At 73.2% G+C, this 19,285-nt stretch carries 22 protein-coding genes; 4 read left to right on the forward strand and 18 right to left on the reverse strand.

Annotated elements, in window-relative coordinates; all coding sequences use genetic code 11:
- Positions 1 to 33: 33 nt before the first annotated feature.
- The 18 genes from ACTHM3_RS03200 to ACTHM3_RS03285 all read right to left on the reverse strand — a co-directional run bounded on the left by ACTHM3_RS03200 (position 34) and on the right by ACTHM3_RS03285 (position 15,591).
- Positions 34 to 936, reverse strand: coding sequence for a hypothetical protein (locus ACTHM3_RS03200; protein WP_440404646.1), 903 nt, complete (start codon positions 934 to 936; stop codon positions 34 to 36).
- A gap of 320 nt (positions 937 to 1,256) precedes the next feature.
- Positions 1,257 to 2,426, reverse strand: a complete 1,170-nt coding sequence (locus tag ACTHM3_RS03205; RefSeq protein WP_440404647.1) for a flagellar hook protein FlgE — start codon at positions 2,424 to 2,426, stop codon at positions 1,257 to 1,259.
- 23 nt (positions 2,427 to 2,449) lie between these two features.
- Positions 2,450 to 2,893 carry a flagellar hook assembly protein FlgD gene (locus ACTHM3_RS03210; protein WP_440404648.1) on the reverse strand — a complete coding sequence of 148 codons (444 nt, stop codon included), beginning with the start codon at positions 2,891 to 2,893 and terminating at the stop codon, positions 2,450 to 2,452.
- Positions 2,894 to 2,909: 16 nt separating this feature from the next.
- On the reverse strand, positions 2,910 to 4,208 hold the full coding sequence (locus tag ACTHM3_RS03215) for a flagellar hook-length control protein FliK (RefSeq protein ID WP_440404649.1): 1,299 nt from the start codon (positions 4,206 to 4,208) through the stop codon (positions 2,910 to 2,912).
- The gene (locus ACTHM3_RS03220) at positions 4,205 to 5,032 is read right to left on the reverse strand and encodes a C40 family peptidase (protein WP_440404650.1); all 828 of its coding nucleotides are present in this window, start codon (positions 5,030 to 5,032) and stop codon (positions 4,205 to 4,207) included. Before ACTHM3_RS03220 ends, ACTHM3_RS03215 begins: the two co-directional genes overlap by 4 nt.
- The gene (locus tag ACTHM3_RS03225) at positions 5,029 to 5,448 is read right to left on the reverse strand and encodes a hypothetical protein (protein WP_440404651.1); all 420 of its coding nucleotides are present in this window, start codon (positions 5,446 to 5,448) and stop codon (positions 5,029 to 5,031) included. Before ACTHM3_RS03225 ends, ACTHM3_RS03220 begins: the two co-directional genes overlap by 4 nt.
- Positions 5,445 to 6,788: a FliI/YscN family ATPase gene (locus tag ACTHM3_RS03230; protein ID WP_440404652.1), complete on the reverse strand. Its 1,344-nt coding sequence runs from the start codon at positions 6,786 to 6,788 to the stop codon at positions 5,445 to 5,447. The genes ACTHM3_RS03225 and ACTHM3_RS03230 overlap by 4 nt, the downstream gene beginning before the upstream one ends.
- Positions 6,785 to 7,378: a FliH/SctL family protein gene (locus tag ACTHM3_RS03235; RefSeq protein ID WP_440404653.1), complete on the reverse strand. Its 594-nt coding sequence runs from the start codon at positions 7,376 to 7,378 to the stop codon at positions 6,785 to 6,787. Before ACTHM3_RS03235 ends, ACTHM3_RS03230 begins: the two co-directional genes overlap by 4 nt.
- Positions 7,371 to 8,387: a flagellar motor switch protein FliG gene (gene fliG / locus ACTHM3_RS03240; RefSeq protein WP_440404654.1), complete on the reverse strand. Its 1,017-nt coding sequence runs from the start codon at positions 8,385 to 8,387 to the stop codon at positions 7,371 to 7,373. Before fliG ends, ACTHM3_RS03235 begins: the two co-directional genes overlap by 8 nt.
- Positions 8,384 to 10,027 carry a flagellar basal-body MS-ring/collar protein FliF gene (gene fliF / locus ACTHM3_RS03245; RefSeq protein WP_440404655.1) on the reverse strand — a complete coding sequence of 548 codons (1,644 nt, stop codon included), beginning with the start codon at positions 10,025 to 10,027 and terminating at the stop codon, positions 8,384 to 8,386. Before fliF ends, fliG begins: the two co-directional genes overlap by 4 nt.
- Positions 10,027 to 10,323 carry a flagellar hook-basal body complex protein FliE gene (fliE, locus tag ACTHM3_RS03250; RefSeq protein ID WP_440404656.1) on the reverse strand — a complete coding sequence of 99 codons (297 nt, stop codon included), beginning with the start codon at positions 10,321 to 10,323 and terminating at the stop codon, positions 10,027 to 10,029. Before fliE ends, fliF begins: the two co-directional genes overlap by 1 nt.
- A 5-nt stretch (positions 10,324 to 10,328) precedes the next feature.
- Positions 10,329 to 10,718: a flagellar basal body rod protein FlgC gene (locus tag ACTHM3_RS03255; RefSeq protein ID WP_440404657.1), complete on the reverse strand. Its 390-nt coding sequence runs from the start codon at positions 10,716 to 10,718 to the stop codon at positions 10,329 to 10,331.
- The gene (locus ACTHM3_RS03260; protein WP_440404667.1) at positions 10,715 to 11,041 is read right to left on the reverse strand and encodes a flagellar basal body rod protein FlgB; all 327 of its coding nucleotides are present in this window, start codon (positions 11,039 to 11,041) and stop codon (positions 10,715 to 10,717) included. The genes ACTHM3_RS03255 and ACTHM3_RS03260 overlap by 4 nt, the downstream gene beginning before the upstream one ends.
- Positions 11,042 to 11,332: 291 nt before the next feature.
- The gene (locus ACTHM3_RS03265) at positions 11,333 to 11,617 is read right to left on the reverse strand and encodes a hypothetical protein (protein ID WP_440404658.1); all 285 of its coding nucleotides are present in this window, start codon (positions 11,615 to 11,617) and stop codon (positions 11,333 to 11,335) included.
- Complete coding sequence (locus tag ACTHM3_RS03270) at positions 11,607 to 12,011, reverse strand: flagellar export chaperone FliS (RefSeq protein WP_440404659.1); 405 nt, start codon at positions 12,009 to 12,011, stop codon at positions 11,607 to 11,609. Before ACTHM3_RS03270 ends, ACTHM3_RS03265 begins: the two co-directional genes overlap by 11 nt.
- Positions 12,008 to 13,414 carry a flagellar filament capping protein FliD gene (fliD, locus tag ACTHM3_RS03275; RefSeq protein WP_440404660.1) on the reverse strand — a complete coding sequence of 469 codons (1,407 nt, stop codon included), beginning with the start codon at positions 13,412 to 13,414 and terminating at the stop codon, positions 12,008 to 12,010. Before fliD ends, ACTHM3_RS03270 begins: the two co-directional genes overlap by 4 nt.
- A gap of 102 nt (positions 13,415 to 13,516) precedes the next feature.
- Positions 13,517 to 14,662 carry a flagellin N-terminal helical domain-containing protein gene (locus ACTHM3_RS03280; protein WP_440404661.1) on the reverse strand — a complete coding sequence of 382 codons (1,146 nt, stop codon included), beginning with the start codon at positions 14,660 to 14,662 and terminating at the stop codon, positions 13,517 to 13,519.
- Between the two features lie 116 nt (positions 14,663 to 14,778).
- Entirely contained in the window at positions 14,779 to 15,591 is an 813-nt protein-coding gene (locus ACTHM3_RS03285; RefSeq protein WP_440404662.1) for a sigma-70 family RNA polymerase sigma factor, read from the reverse strand.
- 370 nt (positions 15,592 to 15,961) lie between these two features.
- Between ACTHM3_RS03285 and ACTHM3_RS03290 the strand changes: the two genes are divergently transcribed.
- Genes ACTHM3_RS03290 through ACTHM3_RS03305 form a run of 4 tightly spaced genes read left to right on the forward strand, consistent with a single transcriptional unit; the run spans position 15,962 to position 19,107 of the window.
- On the forward strand, positions 15,962 to 16,447 hold the full coding sequence (locus ACTHM3_RS03290; RefSeq protein WP_440404663.1) for a flagellar protein FlgN: 486 nt from the start codon (positions 15,962 to 15,964) through the stop codon (positions 16,445 to 16,447).
- The gene (gene flgK / locus ACTHM3_RS03295; RefSeq protein WP_440404664.1) at positions 16,447 to 17,853 is read left to right on the forward strand and encodes a flagellar hook-associated protein FlgK; all 1,407 of its coding nucleotides are present in this window, start codon (positions 16,447 to 16,449) and stop codon (positions 17,851 to 17,853) included. Before ACTHM3_RS03290 ends, flgK begins: the two co-directional genes overlap by 1 nt.
- Positions 17,850 to 18,731, forward strand: a complete 882-nt coding sequence (flgL, locus tag ACTHM3_RS03300) for a flagellar hook-associated protein FlgL (protein ID WP_440404665.1) — start codon at positions 17,850 to 17,852, stop codon at positions 18,729 to 18,731. Before flgK ends, flgL begins: the two co-directional genes overlap by 4 nt.
- A 10-nt stretch (positions 18,732 to 18,741) precedes the next feature.
- Complete coding sequence (locus tag ACTHM3_RS03305) at positions 18,742 to 19,107, forward strand: flagellar assembly protein FliW (RefSeq protein ID WP_440404666.1); 366 nt, start codon at positions 18,742 to 18,744, stop codon at positions 19,105 to 19,107.
- Positions 19,108 to 19,285 lie beyond the last annotated feature (178 nt).

Raw genomic sequence — 19,285 nt, forward strand, 5'->3', positions numbered from 1 at the left:
CCCCCCCCCCCCCCCCCCCACGACTCGAGGGAGTCAGGAGCGCGCGAGGTGACGGCGGACGCGGGCGAGCAGCGGAGCCGGATCGCGGAGGTCGGCCGCGACGACGCGGATCACGCGGTGGCCCGCATCCTCCATCAGCTCTCGGCGGCGGATGTCGCGCATCCAGCGCTGCCGATCCACCCGATGGACGTCGCCCTCGTACTCGATCAGCAGCCGGCGGTCCGGGTAGCCGAGATCCGCGTGGAGCACGCGACCGCTCACCGCGACCGGCACGTCGACCTCCGGCTCCGGCAGGCGATGACGCAGGAGCAGGAGTCGCAGCTCCGTCTCACGGGGCGAGTCGACGCCCGCGCGGATGCGGCCCAGGGCCCAACGAGCCCGCTCGATCCCGCGTGCTCCGCGCCGCCGATCGAGCGCGCTCGCCAGAGCGGCGATGTCGGTCGCGGCGCGCTCCCGCCTCCCGTTCCTGCGCGGTCCGGTGACCAGCGCATCACCGGCGGCGACGAGCTCCTCACGTGAGAGGGCTGCTGCCGCCTCGCACCACGCTGCGGCGGGTGCCGACACCGGGAGCCCGCTCCGCATCACGGGATCCGGATGCCGCAGCGAGTGCCCGACCGCGCCGACGGTGCGGGGAGGCGTCCGCGGGAAGGCAACGGAGAGGTGGAGCCGGTGAGACGTCCTCGTCGGAACCGCAGCTCCGTGAAGCTGCAGAGCGGTCGTGTGGCTGAAGATCTGGCCGGGGAGCAGTCGCGGCGCGTAGACGCGGCAGCGCGCACGGATGTCGCCGCCGGTGGGCCCGACCGTTCCGACGCCGTGGTACGGATGCGCGACGTCCGAGGCGCGCAGCCGATGCTCGTCGACGCCGAGATCGAGCGCCTCCGCGGTGGTGAACGGTCCACCGAGAAGGGCGGTGGGGAGCGGGCGCCGACGCGACATCCCCCGACCCTTCCCGGCCGGCGGCGCCCGCGGGCCCGACCCGTGGCCACCGGTCGAGTCGTGCGATCCCGCGGGTGCTGGGGAGGACTCTCCGCGCTTTCGCACGACTCGAGCGGCTGACCGGCGCGCCGTCGGGCGCGATGCGCCGAATCGTGCGAAAGCGCGGGTGCGGAGCGCGGGAGCGCGCGGTTTCGCACGACTCGAGGGGGTGGGGAGAGGGGAACGGGGCACGACGCACGGGGCACGGGGCACGGCGCGGACGCGACGACGGCCCGGGTCCCGTGGGGGCGGGATCCGGGCCGTCGTCGTGGGGAGGCGGGTCAGCGCTTCAGATCGGTGAGGTCCTGGAGCACCTGGTCCGAGGTGGTGATGATGCGGGCGTTGGCCTGGAAGCCGCGCTGGGCGACGATCAGGTTGGTGAACTCCTGCGAGAGGTCGACGTTCGACATCTCGAGGGAGCCGGCCTGCAGCGCGCCGAGGCCGCCGGAGCCCGCGGTGCCGAGCGCCGGGGTCCCGGAGTCGATCGAGGCGCGGTAGGTCGAGCCGCCCGCCTTCTCGAGACCGCCCGGGTTCGCGAAGTTGGCCAGCGCGATGCGTGCCATCGGCTCCGTCGCGCCGTTGCTGAACGACCCGACGAGGGTCCCGTCGGCCGAGAGCGAATACGACTGCAGCGTGCCCGACTCGTTGCCGTTCTGGCTCGAGATCGTCACGGTCGACAGGTCGGCGAAGCCCGTGACCTTCGAGAGGTCGACCGCGGTGCCGTTGACGGTCAGAGTGCCGCCGCCGGTCAGCGCGCCGTTCGCGAAGGTCATGGATCCGGTGGCGTTGCTCGCCCCGTCGACGCCAGCGACGTCCCACCCGGCGGCGGTCTTCGTGAAGGTCAGCGAGAGCTGGCGCGACGCTCCCGACGCGTCGAAGATCTGGATGTCGCGGGTGAGCGCGGTGCCGGCGGCGGCGTCCGACGGGAGGTTGCCGGTGACGGTCGCGGCGGTCGTCTGCACGGCCGGGGCGATCGCGTTCTTGTCGAGCGTGATCGAGCCGAGCGGCGAGCCGGTGTTGACGGCGCCGGCGGTCGCGGTCCACCCCATGACGAGTGCACCGCCCGGGGCGACGAGCCGGCCGGTGGCGTCGAAGTCGAAGGAGCCGGCGCGGGTGTAGAGGTTCTCGCCGCCCTTCTGCACGACGAAGAAGCCGTCGCCCGAGATCATCATGTCGGTCGGGCGACCGGTGGCCTGCGCCGAGCCCTGGGCGAAGTTCGTCGAGATGCCGGCGACCTGCACGCCGAGGCCGATCTGGGCGGGGTTCGAGCCGCCGGCTTGGGCCTGCGGTCCGGTCGCTCCCTTGATGAGCTGCGACAGCGTGTCCTGGAACTGGACGGCCGACGACTTGTAGCCGGTCGTGTTGACGTTGGCGATGTTGTTGCCGGTGACGTCGAGCATCGTCTGATGCGAGCGGAGTCCGGAGATCCCGGAGTAGAGCGAGCGGAGCATGGTGTGCCTTTCTGGAAGGAGGGTCAGGAAGCGGTAGTGGTGACGCCGGAGACGGCGTCCAGGGCGACGACGGTGTCCTTGCCGATGGTCACGGTGGGGACGCCGCCCGCGTAGGAGACGGAGGTCGCGAGGCCGGTCTGCGCCACGCCCTTCGCATCGGTGTAGGTGACCTGCTTGCCGACGAGGTTGGCCGCGGCCATCCGCATCTGCAGGGCGAAGGTCTCGGTCGACGAGGTGTTGAGCGAGGTGAGCTGCTCCATCGAGGCCAGCTGGCTCATCTGCCCGATCATCGCGTTGGTGTCCATGGGCGAGCTCGGGTCCTGCGCCTGCAGCTGCTTCACGAGCAGATTGAGGAACATCTGCCCGTCCATCTGCTGGTTCGGGGTGGCCGCGCGGTTCGAGCTCGTGTAGGTGCTCGTGCCCGCGGCGGCTGGCGGGGCGCCGACGATGCCGGTGATGTCGGTCATGTCTTCCTTCCGTCTCTCAGGCGAGGACGTCGAGTCCAGTGGCGGTGATCAGAGGGCGGAGGGAGGCCGGGGCCGCTCCGTCGAGACGCTCGGCCGCCGGCCGCACGGGTTGCGATCCCGCGGACCCCTGCCGAGCTCCGCCTCCCGCGCCGGGGTCCGCCGCGGTCTGCGCGCTCGCGCCCTGGTGTCCCGCCTGCCCGGCGCCGGCACCGAGTCCCGCGCCGAGCCCGGCGTGGCCGCCCGCCGCCGGGCCTGCGGAACTCGCAGCGGTCGACCCGGAGGCGGCGAGCTGCACACTCGTGCCGAGCGCGCCCTGCGCGAGGTCGCGGCGGAGATCGGGGAGCATCCCGGAGAGGGCGCGGCGGGCCTCGTCCGTGGGGGCGAGGAGCTCGACGCGCACGCCCTCCGGGCCGACGTGGGCGCGCACGGTGACGGGTCCGAGGTTCTCGGGCGTGACGGCGACCGTGAGCACGTGCTCGCCGGGCGCGGCCTCGCGGAGGCGCACGATGGGCGGCGCGAGCTGGGCGTTGAGCGGAGCCGGCGCGGGGGCCGCTGGCGCGGGCGCGGCGGCGGGTGAGGTCGCGGCCGCCTGCGGGGCCGGGGCGGCGGTCAGGGGCGCGAGGGCGGAGGCGTCGGCGTTCGCGGACGCCACCGGGGCGGTCGTCGGCGCGGGTGTCGCGTCGGCGGGAGTCGGAGCGGGGGCAGCGGGGGCAGTAGCGGCGGGGGCGGGGGCGCCCGGCGCGGCGGCGGAGGACGTGGCGTCGGCGGCCGCGGAGCGTGCCCCGGACCGGACCGGAGGCGCCGGGTGCGCAGGGGCGGCCCCCGCGACCGGCGGCGGGACCGCGCCCGACGGGGCCGCGGCGATCTCGTCGGCCGGCACGGAGGCGACCGGGAGCGCCGGCGTCGCGATCGTCGTCGCAGCGGAACCGGCCGTGGCGGCGGGCGGCAGTGCCGCAGGCACCGCGGTGGAGACGACCGTGGCCTCCCCGGCATTGGTCGCGGTCGTCGCCGGCGGGGCGACCGCGGGCGCGACGAGCACGGGAACGGCCGTCGGCACGATGCCGACCGGGACGGTGACGGCGGGCGCGCTCGCCGCGGGATCGGTGGTGGGAGCCGACTCGACGTCCGTCGATGCCGCCGGCTTCTTCGCGGGACCGGTCGTGGTGTCGCGAGCGCCGTCGCCGGCGAGATCCGCGTGCGCGCGATCGAGGTGCACCGCGAAGGCGGTGTCGTCGCCGGGGGCACGGCTCCCGGACGGTGCGGCCTTCGCCGGCGACGGCGCGGGTGGGGCGAGGAGGGCGAGGGCGTCGGTCATGCGTCCGTCTCCGTGGTCGACTGCGCGGCGAGCGCGCTCTGCGTGGTGATGAGCTGGGCGAGCAGCGTCGGGTCGAACCCGGGGGTCGTCGAGGAGCCCAGGGCCGAGCCGGACCCGAGGCCGAGCCCCGCGCCGAGTCCGCCGAGGCCGCCGAGCGAGCTCCCGAAGCCTCCGCCGAGCCCGCCGATCGACATCCCGAGCAGGAACGCGGCCGAGGTCGCCGACGTCGTGGCGGCGTCCGCGGCCCCGGTGCCCGCGCCGGACGGCGCCCCCGACGGGACGAGCCGCCGGATCGTCTCGATGCCGCTGTCGTCGGTCCAGAGCTTCTGCTCCGAGACGGTGCGGCCGGGGTAGGGGGCGTGGATCACGGTGTCGTCGCCCGCATAGATCGCGATGTGGCCGCCGCCCTTGAAGACGATGAGGTCGCCGGGCTGCGCGTCGGCGAGCGAGGCGACGGGCTCCCCCTGCACCATCTGGCCGTGCACGCCGCGCGCCACGTCGGTCTTGCCGAGATCCTTGAAGACCGTCTGCACGAGGCCGGAGCAGTCCATGCCGCCCGCGGCGGTGGTCCCGCCGAAGACGTACGGCACGCCGAGGTACTTGCGCGCGTCGGCGACGACATCGGCACCGGTCGGGCCCGAGACCGCCGACGCGCCGAGCGCGCCCGTGGCCCCCGTCGCCGCGGTCGCGAGCGTCTGCAGCACCTGGGAGAACCCGGGCGTGCCGGTCGTGCCCCCGACCGAGTTCTTCGCGAGCGTCGACGACAAGGCGAGGAGCGACTGCAGCTGTGCGAGCGCCGGGCTGGTGGCCGAGATGCCGGTCATGCGCCCGCCCCCGGATCCCGCCGGAGCGCCAGCTCGTCGAGCACGCGCTGCTCGGCCGCCACCTCGGCGGCGGCCTGCTCGACGGCGTGCCGCTCCTCGAGCTTCTCGATGCTGCGCGCGGCGCGCACGGCCTCGGCGTGGGCGCCGGCGAGCGCGACGACCTCGTCGGCCTGCCGACGCTCGAGCTCGGCGAGGTCGGCGAGCATGCTGGCCGACGACGACCGCGTCGCCGCGATGGCGAACAGCTCATCGGAGGTCGCGACGCTCGCGTCGACGGAGGCGAGGCGGGCGTGCGCGTGGGCGATCCGCGCGGCGGTGTCGCGCTGCGAGCGGCGCGCGACGGCGAGCGACGCGGCGGCCCGATCCTCCTGGAGCTTGCGCAGGCGGAGGAGGCCGAGGAGCGAGAAGGGCTTCATGCGGCCGCCTCCATCGTCGGCGTCGAGAGGGTGCCCACGAGCTCGCCGAGCCGCGACCAGGAGACCTCGGCCGGCGCGGGCTCGTCCATGCCCTGCTGCAGGAACGCCGCGATCGCACCGTCGTGGGCGAGGGCGGCGTCGACGAGCGGGTCGGCGCCGGGCTGGTAGGCGCCGACGTCGATGAGGTCCTGGGCGCGACGGCGGGCGGCGAGCACCCGCCGCAGCGCGGTCGCGGCGGCCCGCTCCTCCGGCGAGGTCACGCGCGGCGCGACGCGGGAGACCGATCCGAGGGCGTCGACCGACGGGAAGTGCCCCGCCACGGCGAGTCGACGGTCGAGCACGACGTGGCCGTCGAGGATCGAGCGCGCCGCGTCGGCGATCGGCTCGTTGTGGTCGTCGCCGTCGACGAGCACCGTGTAGACGCCGGTGATCGAGCCGGTCTCCGCGGTCCCGGCGCGCTCGAGCAGTCGCGCGAGCACCGCGAACGTCGACGGCGGGTAGCCGCGGGTGGCCGGGGGCTCCCCCGCCGACAGGCCGATCTCGCGCTGGGCGAAGGCGACGCGGGTGAGGGAGTCCATCATGAGCATCGCGTGCCGGCCCTGCGCGCGCAGCTCCTCGGCGATGCGGGTCGCGGTGAACGCGGCACGCACGCGCAGGAGAGCCGGCTGGTCGGCGGTGGCGACGACGACGACCGAGCGGGCGAGGCCCGCGGGGCCGAGGTCCTCCTCGAGGAACTCGCGCACCTCGCGGCCGCGCTCGCCGACGAGGGCGATGACCGCGACCTCGGCGTCCGAGCCCCGGGCGATCATCGACAGGAGCGACGACTTGCCGACGCCGGATCCGGCGAAGAGCCCGATGCGCTGCCCGCGTCCGACGGTCGTGAGGGTGTCAAGCACGCGGACCCCGAGCGGGAGCGGCGCGTCGATGCGGGCGCGGGTGACGGGCGAGGGCGCGGCGGCGTCGACCGGCACGCGGCGCACTCCGCGCAGCGGGCCGCGGCCGTCGATCGGCGTGCCGGCGGCGTCGACCACGCGCCCGAGCAGTCCCGGTCCGACGGGGATCCGCAGGGCGCCGCCCGTCGCACGGACGGGCGTGCCGGCGGCGACGCCCGCCATCGCGTCGAGCGGCATGGCCCGGACGCCGTCGGCGGTGACCGCCACGACCTCAGCGCGGAGCGCGCTCGCGGGGTCGTCACCGACCAGGAGCAGGTCGCCGAGGGCCGCATCCACCCCGCGCACGTCGAGGCCGAGGCCGACGATCGCGTCGACGGCGCCGACCCGCTCGGGGCGGGCGGCGCGCAGCAGGTCGTCGAGGCCGTGCGGCCGGTGCGGCGCGGTCATGCGGCGCCCCGGTGGTCGGCGAGCGCCGCTCGGACCCGCTCGACCGCCGTGCCGAGGCGCGCGTCGATCGAGCCGCGGGCGAGGTCGGCGACGGCGTCGCCGCGGGCGATCGAGGGGTCGGCCAGGACCTCCACCGGCAGCTCGCCGAGGCCGGTGAGCATCGCGAGGTCGGCGGGGTGCAGGCGGACCCGGCGGAGCTCCGCGGGGTCGCCGACCGCCATCGCCCGCCGCACGGCGCCGAGCGCGGCGGCCGTCTCGTCGGCGAGCTCGCGCTGCAGGATCGCCTCGGCGATCTGCACCGCTGCGGCGAGGAGCGCCTCGTCGAACGCGTCGAGCACCGGCACGGAGCGCTGGGCGAACTCGTCCGCCGCGGTGCCGAGCAGGGTCAGGGCGGCCTCGATGCGGGCCCGGGCCGCGGCCGCGCCGTCCGCGGCCTCGGTCTCGGCGCGGGCGCGGAGCTGCGCGAGCTCGGCCTCCGCGGCACGGCGACCGGCGGCGTAGCCCGCGGCCCGGCCGGCGGCCTCCGCCTCGGCGGAGGGTCGATCGGGGGTCAGCGACGGGAACGCGACGAGGGCGAAGGCCTCACTCAACGAGCTCCTCCTCCTCGTCGGGGCGCGCGAGCGAGACGACGCCCTCGGCCTCCAGCTCGCGGATCTGGCGCACGACCTCCGCGCGCGCCTCGTCGACCTGCTGCTTGCGCACCGCGCCGAGCATGCCGGTCTCGTCGTCGAGGAGCTCGCGGTTGCGCTCCGTCATGTTGTCGCGGATGGTCTGCGCGACGGCGTCCGGGGCGCCCTTGATGGCGAGCGCCAGCACGGCGGGGGTGAGCCCGCGCAGGATCTGCTGCACGTCGCGCGCCTCGAAGCGCACGATGTCGTCGAAGGTGAGCATGCGGGCGCGCACCTCCTCGGCGAGCACCGGATCGCGCGCGTCGAGAGCCGCGAGCAGCTCGCGCTCGGTGGCGACGTCGGCGCGGTTGATGATGTCGACGAGCGGCTGCACGCCACCCACGATCTCGACCTGGTCCTTCGGGGTGACGACGCGGGCACGGTGCCGCAGGGTCTCCGCGACGACCGCGACCGCCTCGGGCGCGGCGGTCCCCATCGTGGCGATCGCCTGCGCGACGTCGGCCTTCATCTCCGGAGCGAGGTGCCCGACGACGGCGGACGCCTGCTGGACGCCGAGGTGGGCGAGCACGACCGCCACCGTCTCCGGTAGCTCGCCGTCGAGGAGGTTGGCGACCTGGGCGGCGTCGGCGGCGTCGAGGAACTCGAACGCCTTCGCACCGACCGCGGGCGCGAGCCGCTCGAGCAGGCCGTTCGCGCGGTCCGCCCCGAAGGACGCCGCGAGCAGCTCGGCGGCGAAGTCGCGTCCGCCGCGCGCGGACCGGCGCCCCGATCCCGCGCGCTCGTGGAACTCGCGCAGCGCCTGCTCGACCTGCGTCTCGTCGACGTGCCGCATCCGCATGATCTCGGCGGCGATGTCCTCCGCCTCCTGCTCGCCCAGATGCCGCAGCACCTCGGCGGCGCGCGGCTGCGACAGCTGCATGAGCACGACGGCGGCCTTCTGCACGCCGGTCAGCGCCTTGACGTCGGTCATGCCGGCTGCCGGTCGTCCATGAGCGAACGCAGGTACTCGGCGGTGCGCTCCGGGTCGGAGCCGGCGAGCGCCTCGACGCTCGCACGGACGCGGTCGACGCCGCCGATCTCGACCGGCAGGGGCTCGGGAGCCGGGGCGATCGACGCCGGCGCGGGCGCGGCGTCGAGGCGGCCGGGCTGCGCGCCCGCGACGACGGCCGGCGCGCCCGAGTCGGGCGGGAGCAGCGGGTTGACCTCGAGCTCGCCGAGCGCGAGAGCGGTCTGCTCGGCTCGGCGTCGGCCGGCGCGCATGAGGACCGTGAGAACCAGGAAGAGGCCGAGCACCACGGCGCCGGCGATGATCCCGGTGGTGATGATCTGCGTCATGTTCTGGTCGCTCTCGGCCGACTGCTGCCCGGCGATCGCCGACTTGGCGTCGGCGGCGGCGGCCTTGGCGAACGAGACCTTCTGCACCGAGACGACGTCGCCGCGCTGCTTGTCGATGCCCGCGGCGGCCGCGACCATCGAGGAGATCGTCGACGCGGGGACCTTGACCTTGTCGGAGTTCACGGCGACCGACACGGCCTGCTTGGTCAGCTCCCCCGCCGGGATCGTGCGGGTCTCGACCGTCTTGTCGACGGCGTTGTCGCGGACCGTGGAGCTCTGGCCGGATCCGCCCGCCGTCGTCCCGCTCGTGCCGTTCGGCACGGCGATGTTGTCGGGGCCGAGAACGCCGGCCTGACCGGAGCCGCTCCCGGAACCGGAGCCGGAGGTCGAGCCGGACTGCTGCACCGACTCCGAGTAGGCGGGGCTTCCGTTAGGGGTCGAGTAGGTCTCCTGGGTGCGCTGCGCCGACTCCTGGCTGACGTCGGCGGTCACCACGACCGTCGCATTGCCGACGCCCACGACCTTGTCGAGCATGGACTGGATCGCGGCGGCGGTCTTGGTCTCGTAGTCGCCCGCGACCGACGCCGTGCCGTCGGCCTGCTGGCCGCCGACCGACGAGAGCACCTGGCCGTCGGCGTCGACGACCGCGACGTCGTCGGGTGACATCCCGTCGACAGAGGCGGAGACGAGGTGGGTGACCGCCTTGACCTGCTCCTTGCCGAGGGTGACGCCGGGCTTCAGGTCGAGGAAGACCGAGGCGGTCGGGTTCGCCTTGTCGGACACGAAGACGGTCTGCTGCGGGATCGCGAGCTTGACGGAGGCGGTGCGCACCCCGTCGAGCCCCTCGATCGTCTTCGACAGCTCGCCCTCGAGCGCGCGCTTGTAGGTGACCGTCTGCTGGAACTCCGAGCTCGTGACGCCCATGTTGTCGAGCAGCGAGTACCCGGCGGTCTTGTCGCCGGGGAGTCCGGCCGCCGCGGCCGCGAGGCGCTCCTTGTCGACGTTGGCCTCCGGCACGAGGATCGTCGACCCCCCGTCGGCGAGCTGGTAGTCGACCCCGTCGGTCTTCAGCTGCTCGACGATCGCGCTCGCGTCGGTGCCCGAGAGCCCGGAGAACAGCGGCGAGTAGGTCGGCTTCATGAGCCACGCGCCGAGGGCGATCGCACCGACGACGACCCCGACCGTGCCGATGATCGCGAGGGTGCGCTGGGCGACCGTGAACTCGCGGATCACGGCGATCAGGCGCCCCAGGGCGGACTGCACACGAGCGGGCATCAGGCCTGCATCCTCATGATCTCGTTGAAGGCGTCGACACCCTTGTTGCGGATGGTCGCCGCGAGCTGCATCGTCACGTCCGCCCGGGCGGCGGCGATGGTGGCGTCGTGGATGTCGGTGAGGTCGCCGGTGACGGCCTTGAGCGCGAGGGTGTCGGAGGCGCCCTGGGTCGCCTGCACCTGGTCGACGGCTCCGCTGAGGACATCAGCGAAGCCGCCGGCCGTGGGGGATGTCGCCGGGGCGACGGCAGAGGCGCCGAAGGTGGGGGCGATCGGGCCGATGGGAGCGATGGGCATGGGGGTCAGCGTCCGATCTGGAGGGCGGCCTCGTACGAGGTCTTCGCGCGATCGACGACCGCCGCGTTCGCCTGGTAGCCGCGCTGCGCCATGATGAGCTGGCTCATCTGGGATGCCAGGTCGATATCCGGCATGCGGACCATGCCGTCGTTGTCGGCGAGAGGGTTCTGCGGGTCGTAGACGAGCCGCCCCTCCTTGTCGCCGTAGGCAGCACCCTCGACGTACACGCCCGAGGTGCCCTCGCCCGCCTGGGCGACGACGTAGCGCGCCTGGAACGCGTCCTCATCGGTCCGGCGGGCGGTGTTGACGTTGGCGATGTTGTCGCTGATCGCGTCGAGCCACTTGCGGTGCACGGTGAGGGCCGATCCGGCGATCCCGATCGCGTCGAAGGTCACTGGGCACCCCCGAGCGCGCTCTTCATGAGGCCGAACTTGGCGTTCACGGCCTGCGATGCGAACTGGTAGCGGAGCACCGTGTCGATGTTCGACAGGGTCTCGGTGTCGAGGTTGACGTTGTTGCCGTTCAGCTGGGTCGGCTCGAGCGAGAGCCCGGTGGTCGCGGTGACGCGGCCGTCTCCCTGCTCGATCGACTGCGTGAGCGCGTCCTCGAACTGCACCCGCTGGGCCCGGTAGCCGGGGGTGTTGACGTTGGCGATGTTGTTCGCGATCGCGCGCTGCCGCGCGGCGAGACCGTCGAGCGCGCTGGTCAGCGCGTTCATGGTGATCGGATCGGACACGGAAGAACCGTCCTCGTCGGGTTCGAGGCCGATCCGTGGCCAGGGGATGGAGCGATCCGTGCTCTCAGTGAGGAGCTATCGGCTCCCGCACCGCGCGTGTTACCCCCGAGCTGACCCCAGAAGGGGAGTCCGCCTTTCGGAGGACACCGAACCTCCCCCGCCGCGCCAGGCCCCGCCCCGAGTCGTGCGAAATCGCGGGACCCCGTCGGGCGGGGGCGCGGTTCCCCACGACTCGACGGGAGCGGGAGCGGGCGGAAATGGGAGCAGGAGTGGTCAGGCGTCGAGGTCGACGTAGATCGCGCGGACGGGGGCGGGGGACGCCGCGTCGACCGCCTCGAGGTGCGCGGCGGCGATGCGGCGCTCGTCGGTCAGGCGACGGATCGCCCGCTGCTGGGCGGCGGCGACGCGCTGGGCGCGCGGGAGCAGCTCCGCCGGAAGCGGGCCGAGGTGCGTCGGCGGCTCCCAGACGACACCGAGCGCCGGGGCGTCGGCGAAGCGCTCCAGCTCGTCGAGCGCCGCGTTCCAGGCCGCGGTCCAGGCCGCCGGCTCAGGCGACACCGGTGAGGCCCTCGTCCGCCGCGAGGGTGTCGGCCGCCTCGCGCCAGCTGGCGAGCAGCGGCTCGACGACGGCGATCGCGTGGCCCGTGGCGGCGCGGTCGTGTCCCGTCGTGGCCCGCGCGATCATGCGCGAGACGTAGCCGTAGAGCTGGAGCAGACCCTCCCCCGCCGACCAGAGCTCGGGACGGAGCGTCGAGCTCAGCTCGAGCACGATCGTCTGAGCGTGGAAGAGCTGGGTGAGGGCGTCGTCCCAGCGTTCCTCGGTCTGGGCCGCATCAGCGCGGCGGAGGTCGAGCAGGAGCCGGTCGTACAGCATCACGAGCAGTCGCGCCGGCGAGGCGGTCGTCATGCCCTGCGTGGCATACGCGTTGCGCGCGGCGGCGAAGTCGGTCACTTGCTGCTCCCCGTCGACAGTCCGCTGATCTGCGAGGCGAGCCACGACGACTGCGATTTCATCGCGCTCAGCTGCGTCTCGAGCGCGGCGTAGGTGGTCTCGAGCGTCGACCGGCGGGCGGTGAGGCGCAGGTCCCAGGCGCTGATGCTGTCCGTCATCTGCTGCGCCGTCGACTGGTCGCCCGTGATGCTCGCGGTGATGGTCCCGGTGTACGGATCGGACGCCGCCGTGGCCGACGCCGCGATCCGCCCGGCGACGGTCTGCATCGCCGTGCTGACGCCGTCCGGGTCGGCGGCGAGCGCCGCCGAGAGCGTGCTCGCATCGAACGAGAAGGTGCCGTCCTGATTGATCGAGATGCCGAGCTGCGACGGAGAGACCGATCCGACGGGGTAGGCGAGCGCCTGGAACAGGCTGTCGTTGGCCGCCCGAACCGTGCTGTCGCCGGTGAAGATCCCGCCCGACGCCGCGGTCGTGCTGTCGGAGGCCGTGGTCGTGGTGACCGCCGACTTCGAGGCGATCGTCGAGAACACGCTTGAGAGCGAACTCAGCAGCGAGCCGAACTTGGCCGCGATCTGGTCGTTGCTGCGCGCCACGCTCACCGTGGCCGCGCCGGAGGTGACCGCGGTCGCCGTGATGTCGACGCCCGGCATCAGGTCGGTGAAGGTGTTCGTGGTCGAGGTGATGGTCTGCTCGGCGCCCGAGCCGCCCCACAGCACCGCCTTCGCGTCCTGGGCCTGGCTGATGGTCGCGGCGCCCGGCTGGGTGAGGAGGTTCGTCGCGGTGCCCGCGGTGACCGACGCGGCGGAGCCGTCGTACAGCGAGAACGCGTTCTTCGCGCCGGTGTCGGAGGTGAGCTGGATGCGGTAGAGCGTCGTGCCGTCGGATGCGGTCCCGGCGGCGACCTGCACGGCGGTCACACCGGCTTTCGCGCCGTTGATCGCGCCGACGACGTCGGCGATCGACGCGGACGCTGCGGTCACCTCGTGCTGCGTGCCGTCGGATCCGACGATCGTCAGCACGGGCGGGTTCGTCGCCCACGAGCTCCGCGGGGCGGTCACCGAGACCTGCCCGGCGGCGAGCTGCGTGACCTGGAGCGAGATCGAGCCCGCGGCGGCGGTCGCGTCGGCGCTCGCCGTCAGCGCGGACTGCGTGCTCGAGGTCGAGAAGAGGTTGAGGGCGCCGGGCTTCGAGAGCGCCGACGCGGCGTCGGCGATGCCCTTCACCGAGGTGTTCAGCGACTGCAGGGCCGAGATGGTCGACTGCAAGGAGGAGAGCTGGGACTTCAGCTGGGTCTGCGGAGCGGCCTCCGCCGACATCAGCGAGTTGATGAGGGAGGTCGTGTCGAGGCCGGAGACGAGACCGTCGATGCCGATCGATCCACCGGTGCTGCCCACGGAGCTCATGCGCGGTCCTTCCGGGATCGGGGTGTCGGGCGGGCGGGAGCGGGTGTCCCCGTCGGACGGACGCCGGGTTCAGCGACGTCCGTCCGACGAGAGAGGGTCGGCCTAGCCGAGCAGCTTCAGGATGCTCTGCGGGGCCTGGTTGGCCTGCGCGAGCATGGCCGTGCCGGCCTGCTGCAGGATCTGCGAGCGGGTGAAGTTCACCATCTCGCTGGCCATGTCGGTGTCGGTGATCTGGCTCTGCGAAGCAGACAGGTTCTCGACCGCGACGTTGATGTTGTTGATGGTGTGGGTGAACCGGTTCTGGTAGGCGCCGATCTGCGCGCGAGCCGTCGAGATCGAGGAGATCTTCGAGTCGAGGAGCGTGATCGAGGCCTGCGCCGCGGCGTTGGACGAGAAGTCAAGGCCGCCCCCCGTGGTCGACGCCGAGGTGCCGAAGCCGGTGCCGGCCGAGGCGTCGGTGCCGGCCGTGGCACCGCCGACGACGGCGCTGCCGTCGTTCGAGGTGACGACGAGCTGGTTCTGGTCGTTGACCGTCGCCGTGAGCTTCGAGGAGAAGCTCGCGTCGCCGTTCAGCTTGTCCGCGACGCCCTGCACCGAGGTGTAGGAGCCCGCGGCACCCAGCGCGACGTTGATCGTCGAGCTGCTGCCGGCCGCACCGACCGTGAACGTGGCCGTACCCGCGACCGCGGTCGGGGTCAGCACGTTGAACGACGCACCCGCGCCCGAGCCGGTCAGCGACGTGGCGATCGCCTTGAGGTTGGCCTGGTTCAGGTTGACCTCGATGGTGTCGTCCGCCGTGCCGTTCGCGCCCACCTGGAACTTCAGGTCGGCGGAGCCGTCGAGCAGCTTGGTGCCGTTGAAGTTCGTGGTGTTCGCGATGCGACCGAGCTCCTTGACGAGCTGGTCCGACTCGGTCTTGATGTTCTGCCGGGCCTGTGTGTTGTTCGAGTCGTTACCGGCCTGAACCGCCAGGTCGCGCAGACGCTGCAGGATCGACTGCGACTCGCCGAGCGCGCCCTCCGCCGTCTGGACGACGTTGATGCCGTCCTGGGCGTTGCGGGCGGCGACCTGGAGTCCGCCGGTCTGCGACTTGAGCGACTCGGAGATCGCGAGGCCGGCCGCGTCATCGGCCGCCTTGTTGATCCGCAGACCGCTCGAGAGCTTCTGGATCGAGTCGTTGAGGGAGCTCGAGGTCTTGCTCAGATTGCGGTACGCGTCGAGCGCACTCAGGTTGGTGTTGATGCTCATACCCATTGTGATTCCTCCATGGTCTCTGGGTTCCGTGCCGGTCCGTCCGTGGTCCGGCAACGAGTGCTATCGGCCGTCCGCCGCGTCGCGTTAGCAGCGCACCGGCGACCGATGGTTCAGGATGCGACGGCGGGCGGCGCGGCGCCGTCCTGGAGCTGACGGACCAGCCCCGTCTGCACGTACTCGCCGACGCGGGCGAGGTAGGCGCTGCGTCGCGCGGGGGCGACGCGGGATTCGACGCGGACCTCGGACCCCTCGTCGCCGTAGTGGGTGGTCAGGCCGTCGCGGAGGAGGCGGATGGCCTCCGAGCGCTGCTGCGAGATCGCGGAGTGCGTCATGCCCAGCTCCTCGGCGAGCTCCTTCACGGAGCGCTCCTGCAGATAGACCTGCTCGACGATGTAGCGCATGCGGTCGGGCAGCGCCGCGACGGCGGAGGCGATGACGGCGCTCCGCTCGGCGCCGACGACCGACTCCTCGGGGGAGACGAAGACCGAGACGAGGGAGTCGCTGACGGTCTCGTCGATCGTGGTCACGACCCGTGCCGCGTCCTGCAGCGCCTCCGACGCCGTCGCGCGGTCGACGCCGAGCGTGTCCGCGAGCTCCTCGACGGTGGGCGTGCGGCCGAGGGATGCCGTGAGCGTCTCGCGGGCGGCCAGCGTCTCCTTGATGCGCTTGCGGGCACCGCGGGTGGCCCAGTCGGCGGAGCGCATCTCATCGGCGAACGCGCCGAGGATCCGGCGGCGGGCGAACGCGCCGAACGGCACCCCCAGGTCGGGGTCGAACGCGTCGGCGGACTGCACGAGCGCGAGGGCGCCGGCGGAGGCCATGTCGTCGCGGGAGAGGTGCGTGGCGCGCGCGACGAGCTCGTTGACGAGGTAGCCGACGAGCGGCAGGTTCTCCACGATCAGGCGATCGCGTTCAGAGCTCATCACGGTTGGGGCCCCCAGCAGAAGCGGTGCGGAATCGTCGGGTTCATCTCCGCGCGTCCAACGTGGCAGCGATTCCACGGCCCATCGTGGCGACACGCGGACGGCCCTTTCCACCCCCCCTGCGGGTATCCCCCGCTTTGGGAGGCTGCCGCTTACCTGGACATCACCTCGGAGTTGTGTAGTCTTCGCCGGAACACCAGCCGTACCCCCGATCATGTCCCCCGGGTCCCCCGGATCCGTCCCCCATTGTCGAGGATGTGTCCGCGATAATGCCGACTAACGGGATCAGGGGAGCGTCCGACAGTAGGCAGTGGCGCCGAGAAAAGTTTTTTGGCGCGTCTCGACTTTTCGAGCGGGGAAGGGGGAGCCGATGGGCGCGCAAGAGCTGTCGACGCGGTTGTGGCAGGAGCGCGAGCTGCTCGACCTCCTCGTCTTCAAGCTGGAGGAGGAGCAGCTGCTGCTCACCTCCGGCAAGACCCGCTGGCTCCCGTTCGCGACCCGCGAGGTCGAGCAGGTGCTGGAGCGGCTCCGCGTCGCCGGCGTCGAGCGCACCGTGGAGGTGGCGGCGCTCGCCGCCGAGTGGGGCCTGCCCGATGACGCGACGCTCCGGGCGCTCATCGACGGTGCGCCGTCCACAGCCTGGGCCGACGCGTTCCGGGGGCACCTGCAGGCGCTCACCGACCTGACCGCCCAGATCACGGCACTGCGCGACTCCAACCTCCAGTACCTTCGCGCCGCCTCCCGCTCCACGCAGGAGACGCTGGCGCGCCTCGACGCCGAGTCCGGCACCTACGACGCGAGCGGCGAGGCGTCGGCCTCCCCCGCCGTGGCCCGGCTCTTCGAGTCGGACCTCTGATGACGAGCACGTTCGGCCTTCTCAACACGGCGTCCACGGCGCTCGCGGCCGCGCGAGCCGGGTCCGACGTGATCGGGCAGAACATCGCGAACTCGGCGACGCCCGGCTACGTCCGCCAGCGGGTCGACGTCAGCTCCATCGGCGCCGTCCGCAACGGCCTGCTCTCGAACGGCGTCCACGTCGGCGCCGGCGTGCAGGTGAACGGCGTGGTGCGCCTCGCCGACCCGCTGCTCGACGCGCGGGTGCAGACCACCTCGGCGGTGAACGGGTTCTGGAGCGTGCAGTCCGGCGCGATGTCGACGCTCGAGACCTCCCTCAACGAGCCCGGCGCGAGCGGCACGAGTGCCGCGCTGCAGAAGTTCTGGGCCGCCTGGCAGGACATGGGATCGCACCCCGGCTCCGCCCCGCAGGCGGGCGTGCTCCTGCAGACGGCCGGTCAGCTCTCCGCGACGATCGCCGCGGGCTACCGCGACGTCGTGGGCCAGTGGTCGGCACAGCACGATCTGACCGCGTCGACGGTCGCGAACGTCAACGACCTCGCGACCCGGGTCGCCGCGCTCAACGGCCAGATCCGCACGACGGTCGCCGGCGGCGGCAACGCCAACGAGCTCCTCGATCAGCGCGCCAAGCTGACCACGCAGCTCGCCGACCTCTCGGGCGCGACGGTGCGCGACCTCGGCAACGGCACGGTGGACGTGGTCCTCGGCGGCAACTCCCTCGTCTCCGGCGACACCGCGCGACCCCTCGCCCTCGCCGGCGCCACCGAACTCGCGGGCGCCGGCACGAACCCCGTCCACCTCGAATGGGCCGACGCGCCCGGCATCGCCGTGCAGCTCGACGGTGGCCGCATCGCCGGCGGGCTGGCGGTGCTCTCCGACTCCGGTCCCCTGGTCGGCGCGGCGAACGCCTACTCCGCCCTGGCGACCTCGATCGCGACGCAGGTGAACGCGGTCCACTCGGCGGGCGCGACCACGTCCGGCACCACCGGCCTGGACTTCTTCTCGCTCACCGCGGGGGCGCCGGCCGCCGTCGGACTCACCGTCGTCCCGACCGACGCGAGCGGCATCGCGACCGGCGCCGTCGGCGCGGGCGCGCTCGACGGCAGCACGGCCGACGCGATCGCGAAGCTCGGCACCGGCAGCGACGGCCCCGACGCCCAGTGGTCGGCGTTCGTGGTCGCGACGGGCACCGCGGCCGCGACCGCCTCCACGCAGTCGGGCCTCGCGACCGCCTCACTCACGAGCGCGACGAGCATGCAGGCCTCGCAGGAGAACGTCGACATGGACGAGGAGACCACCAACCTCCTCATGTGGCAGCACGCTTACCAGGGCGCCGCCCGGGTCCTCACGACGATCGACGACATGCTCGACACCCTCATCAACAAGACGGGCCTGGTGGGACGATGATCACCCGCATCACGAGCACGCAGCTGCTCGCCGACTCCGCGCGCACGATGCAGGCGGCGATGACGCGCCTCTCGAAGCTGCAGACGCAGGCGTCGACCGGCGACCGGATCCAGGTGCCGTCCGACGACCCGGCCGGCACCGGCGCCTCCATCCAGGTGCGCGGTCAGCAGGCGGCGCTCGCGCAGTACCAGCGCAATGCGACCGACGGCTCCGGATGGCTCAGCACCATCGACGGGACCCTCACCCAGTCGACGTCGATCCTCCAGCGCGTGCGGGTGCTCGTGCTGGAGGCGTCCAACTCCGGCACGATGAGCCCCAGCGCGCGCGACGCCGTCGCCTCCGAGGTGCAGGGCTTGCGTGACGACCTCCTCGCGCAGGCCAACACCCGCTACAACGGGCGGTCGGTTTTCGCCGGGACGAGCGACGCCGACGCGTTCTCCGCCGCCGGCGTCTGGAGCGGCACCGCGGGAGTGACGGTCGACCGCCGCGTCGGCGCCGACGCGACCATCCCGGTGGACGCCGACGGCAGCGCCGCGTTCGGCTCCGGCCCGACCTCGATCTTCGCCACCCTCGATAGCATCGTGTCGGATCTGAAGGGCGGCGTGGACGTGCAGCCCCGGATCGCGCAGGTCGACGCGGCGATGCAGAAGGTGCTCACCGTGCAGGCCGTGAACGGGAGCCGGTACAACCAGATGGAACGAGCCACGGACGCCCTCGGCGCGCAGGCCATCGATCTGACCAAGCAGCGCTCCGACATCGAGCAGGTCGACACCGTCCAGGCGATCGTCGACCTCCAGTCGCAGAACCTGGCCTACCAATCGGCGCTCCAGGTGACCGCCAAGGCCCTCCCGATGTCCCTGCTCTCCTTCCTGAACTGAAGGCGCGACCGTGAGCACCACCCTGACCCTCGTCGAGCCGCTGCCGGGCCTCGCGCCCGCGGTGGACTACCGCCTCTCCGAGATCGAGGACGCCCCCGGACTCTTCTCGCTGGAGTCGGCGGACCCGGCCGGCATCCGGCTCCACGTCATCTCCGCCGCGGCCTACCTGCCCGGTTACACGCCCCGGCTGCCCGACGAGGGTCTCGAGGCGCTCGGCGACGACCGCTCGCTGCTCGTCGTGACGACCCTCGTCGACGGCGCCCCCTGGGTGAACCTGCTCGCGCCGATCGTGGTCGACGCCGCGGGTGCCGCGCGCCAGGTGATCCTCGACGGCGACTACCCCGTCCGCATCGCCCTCACCGACGCCGCCGCGTAGCGCTTTTCCGCTCACCCTCGCGGCGAGATGCCGCGTGCGGCGCCTCGCGCCGGCGGAAGCGGCCGCACGAGGCGACTCGGCGTGACGTATCCGCGTCGCACGTGCCACTCGCCGCGGCCGCACGCGCCGCCGCTCGTGCCACCGCACCATCTCGAGTCGTGGGGGGGGGGGGGGGGGG

This window comes from Pseudolysinimonas sp., from assembly GCF_051954455.1.
Lineage (GTDB): Bacteria > Actinomycetota > Actinomycetes > Actinomycetales > Microbacteriaceae > Pseudolysinimonas.

What these genes read in the sequence shown, in the direction of transcription:
- ACTHM3_RS03290 (WP_440404663.1), top strand. Translation starts at nt 15,962, where the DNA reads ATGGGCGCGCAAGAGCTGTCGACGCGGTTGTGGCAGGAGCGCGAGCTG.
- fliD (WP_440404660.1), bottom strand. Translation starts at nt 13,414, where the DNA reads ATGAGCTCCGTGGGCAGCACCGGTGGATCGATCGGCATCGACGGTCTC.
- ACTHM3_RS03205 (WP_440404647.1), bottom strand. Translation starts at nt 2,426, where the DNA reads ATGCTCCGCTCGCTCTACTCCGGGATCTCCGGACTCCGCTCGCATCAG.
- ACTHM3_RS03230 (WP_440404652.1), bottom strand. Translation starts at nt 6,788, where the DNA reads ATGACCGCGCCGCACCGGCCGCACGGCCTCGACGACCTGCTGCGCGCC.
- ACTHM3_RS03280 (WP_440404661.1), bottom strand. Translation starts at nt 14,662, where the DNA reads ATGAGCATCAACACCAACCTGAGTGCGCTCGACGCGTACCGCAATCTG.
- ACTHM3_RS03225 (WP_440404651.1), bottom strand. Translation starts at nt 5,448, where the DNA reads ATGAAGCCCTTCTCGCTCCTCGGCCTCCTCCGCCTGCGCAAGCTCCAG.
- flgL (WP_440404665.1), top strand. Translation starts at nt 17,850, where the DNA reads ATGATCACCCGCATCACGAGCACGCAGCTGCTCGCCGACTCCGCGCGC.
- ACTHM3_RS03210 (WP_440404648.1), bottom strand. Translation starts at nt 2,893, where the DNA reads ATGACCGACATCACCGGCATCGTCGGCGCCCCGCCAGCCGCCGCGGGC.
- ACTHM3_RS03260 (WP_440404667.1), bottom strand. Translation starts at nt 11,041, where the DNA reads ATGAACGCGCTGACCAGCGCGCTCGACGGTCTCGCCGCGCGGCAGCGC.
- fliG (WP_440404654.1), bottom strand. Translation starts at nt 8,387, where the DNA reads ATGACCGACGTCAAGGCGCTGACCGGCGTGCAGAAGGCCGCCGTCGTG.
- fliF (WP_440404655.1), bottom strand. Translation starts at nt 10,027, where the DNA reads ATGCCCGCTCGTGTGCAGTCCGCCCTGGGGCGCCTGATCGCCGTGATC.
- ACTHM3_RS03285 (WP_440404662.1), bottom strand. Translation starts at nt 15,591, where the DNA reads ATGAGCTCTGAACGCGATCGCCTGATCGTGGAGAACCTGCCGCTCGTC.
- fliE (WP_440404656.1), bottom strand. Translation starts at nt 10,323, where the DNA reads ATGCCCATCGCTCCCATCGGCCCGATCGCCCCCACCTTCGGCGCCTCT.
- ACTHM3_RS03200 (WP_440404646.1), bottom strand. Translation starts at nt 936, where the DNA reads ATGTCGCGTCGGCGCCCGCTCCCCACCGCCCTTCTCGGTGGACCGTTC.
- flgK (WP_440404664.1), top strand. Translation starts at nt 16,447, where the DNA reads ATGACGAGCACGTTCGGCCTTCTCAACACGGCGTCCACGGCGCTCGCG.
- ACTHM3_RS03220 (WP_440404650.1), bottom strand. Translation starts at nt 5,032, where the DNA reads ATGACCGGCATCTCGGCCACCAGCCCGGCGCTCGCACAGCTGCAGTCG.
- ACTHM3_RS03215 (WP_440404649.1), bottom strand. Translation starts at nt 4,208, where the DNA reads ATGACCGACGCCCTCGCCCTCCTCGCCCCACCCGCGCCGTCGCCGGCG.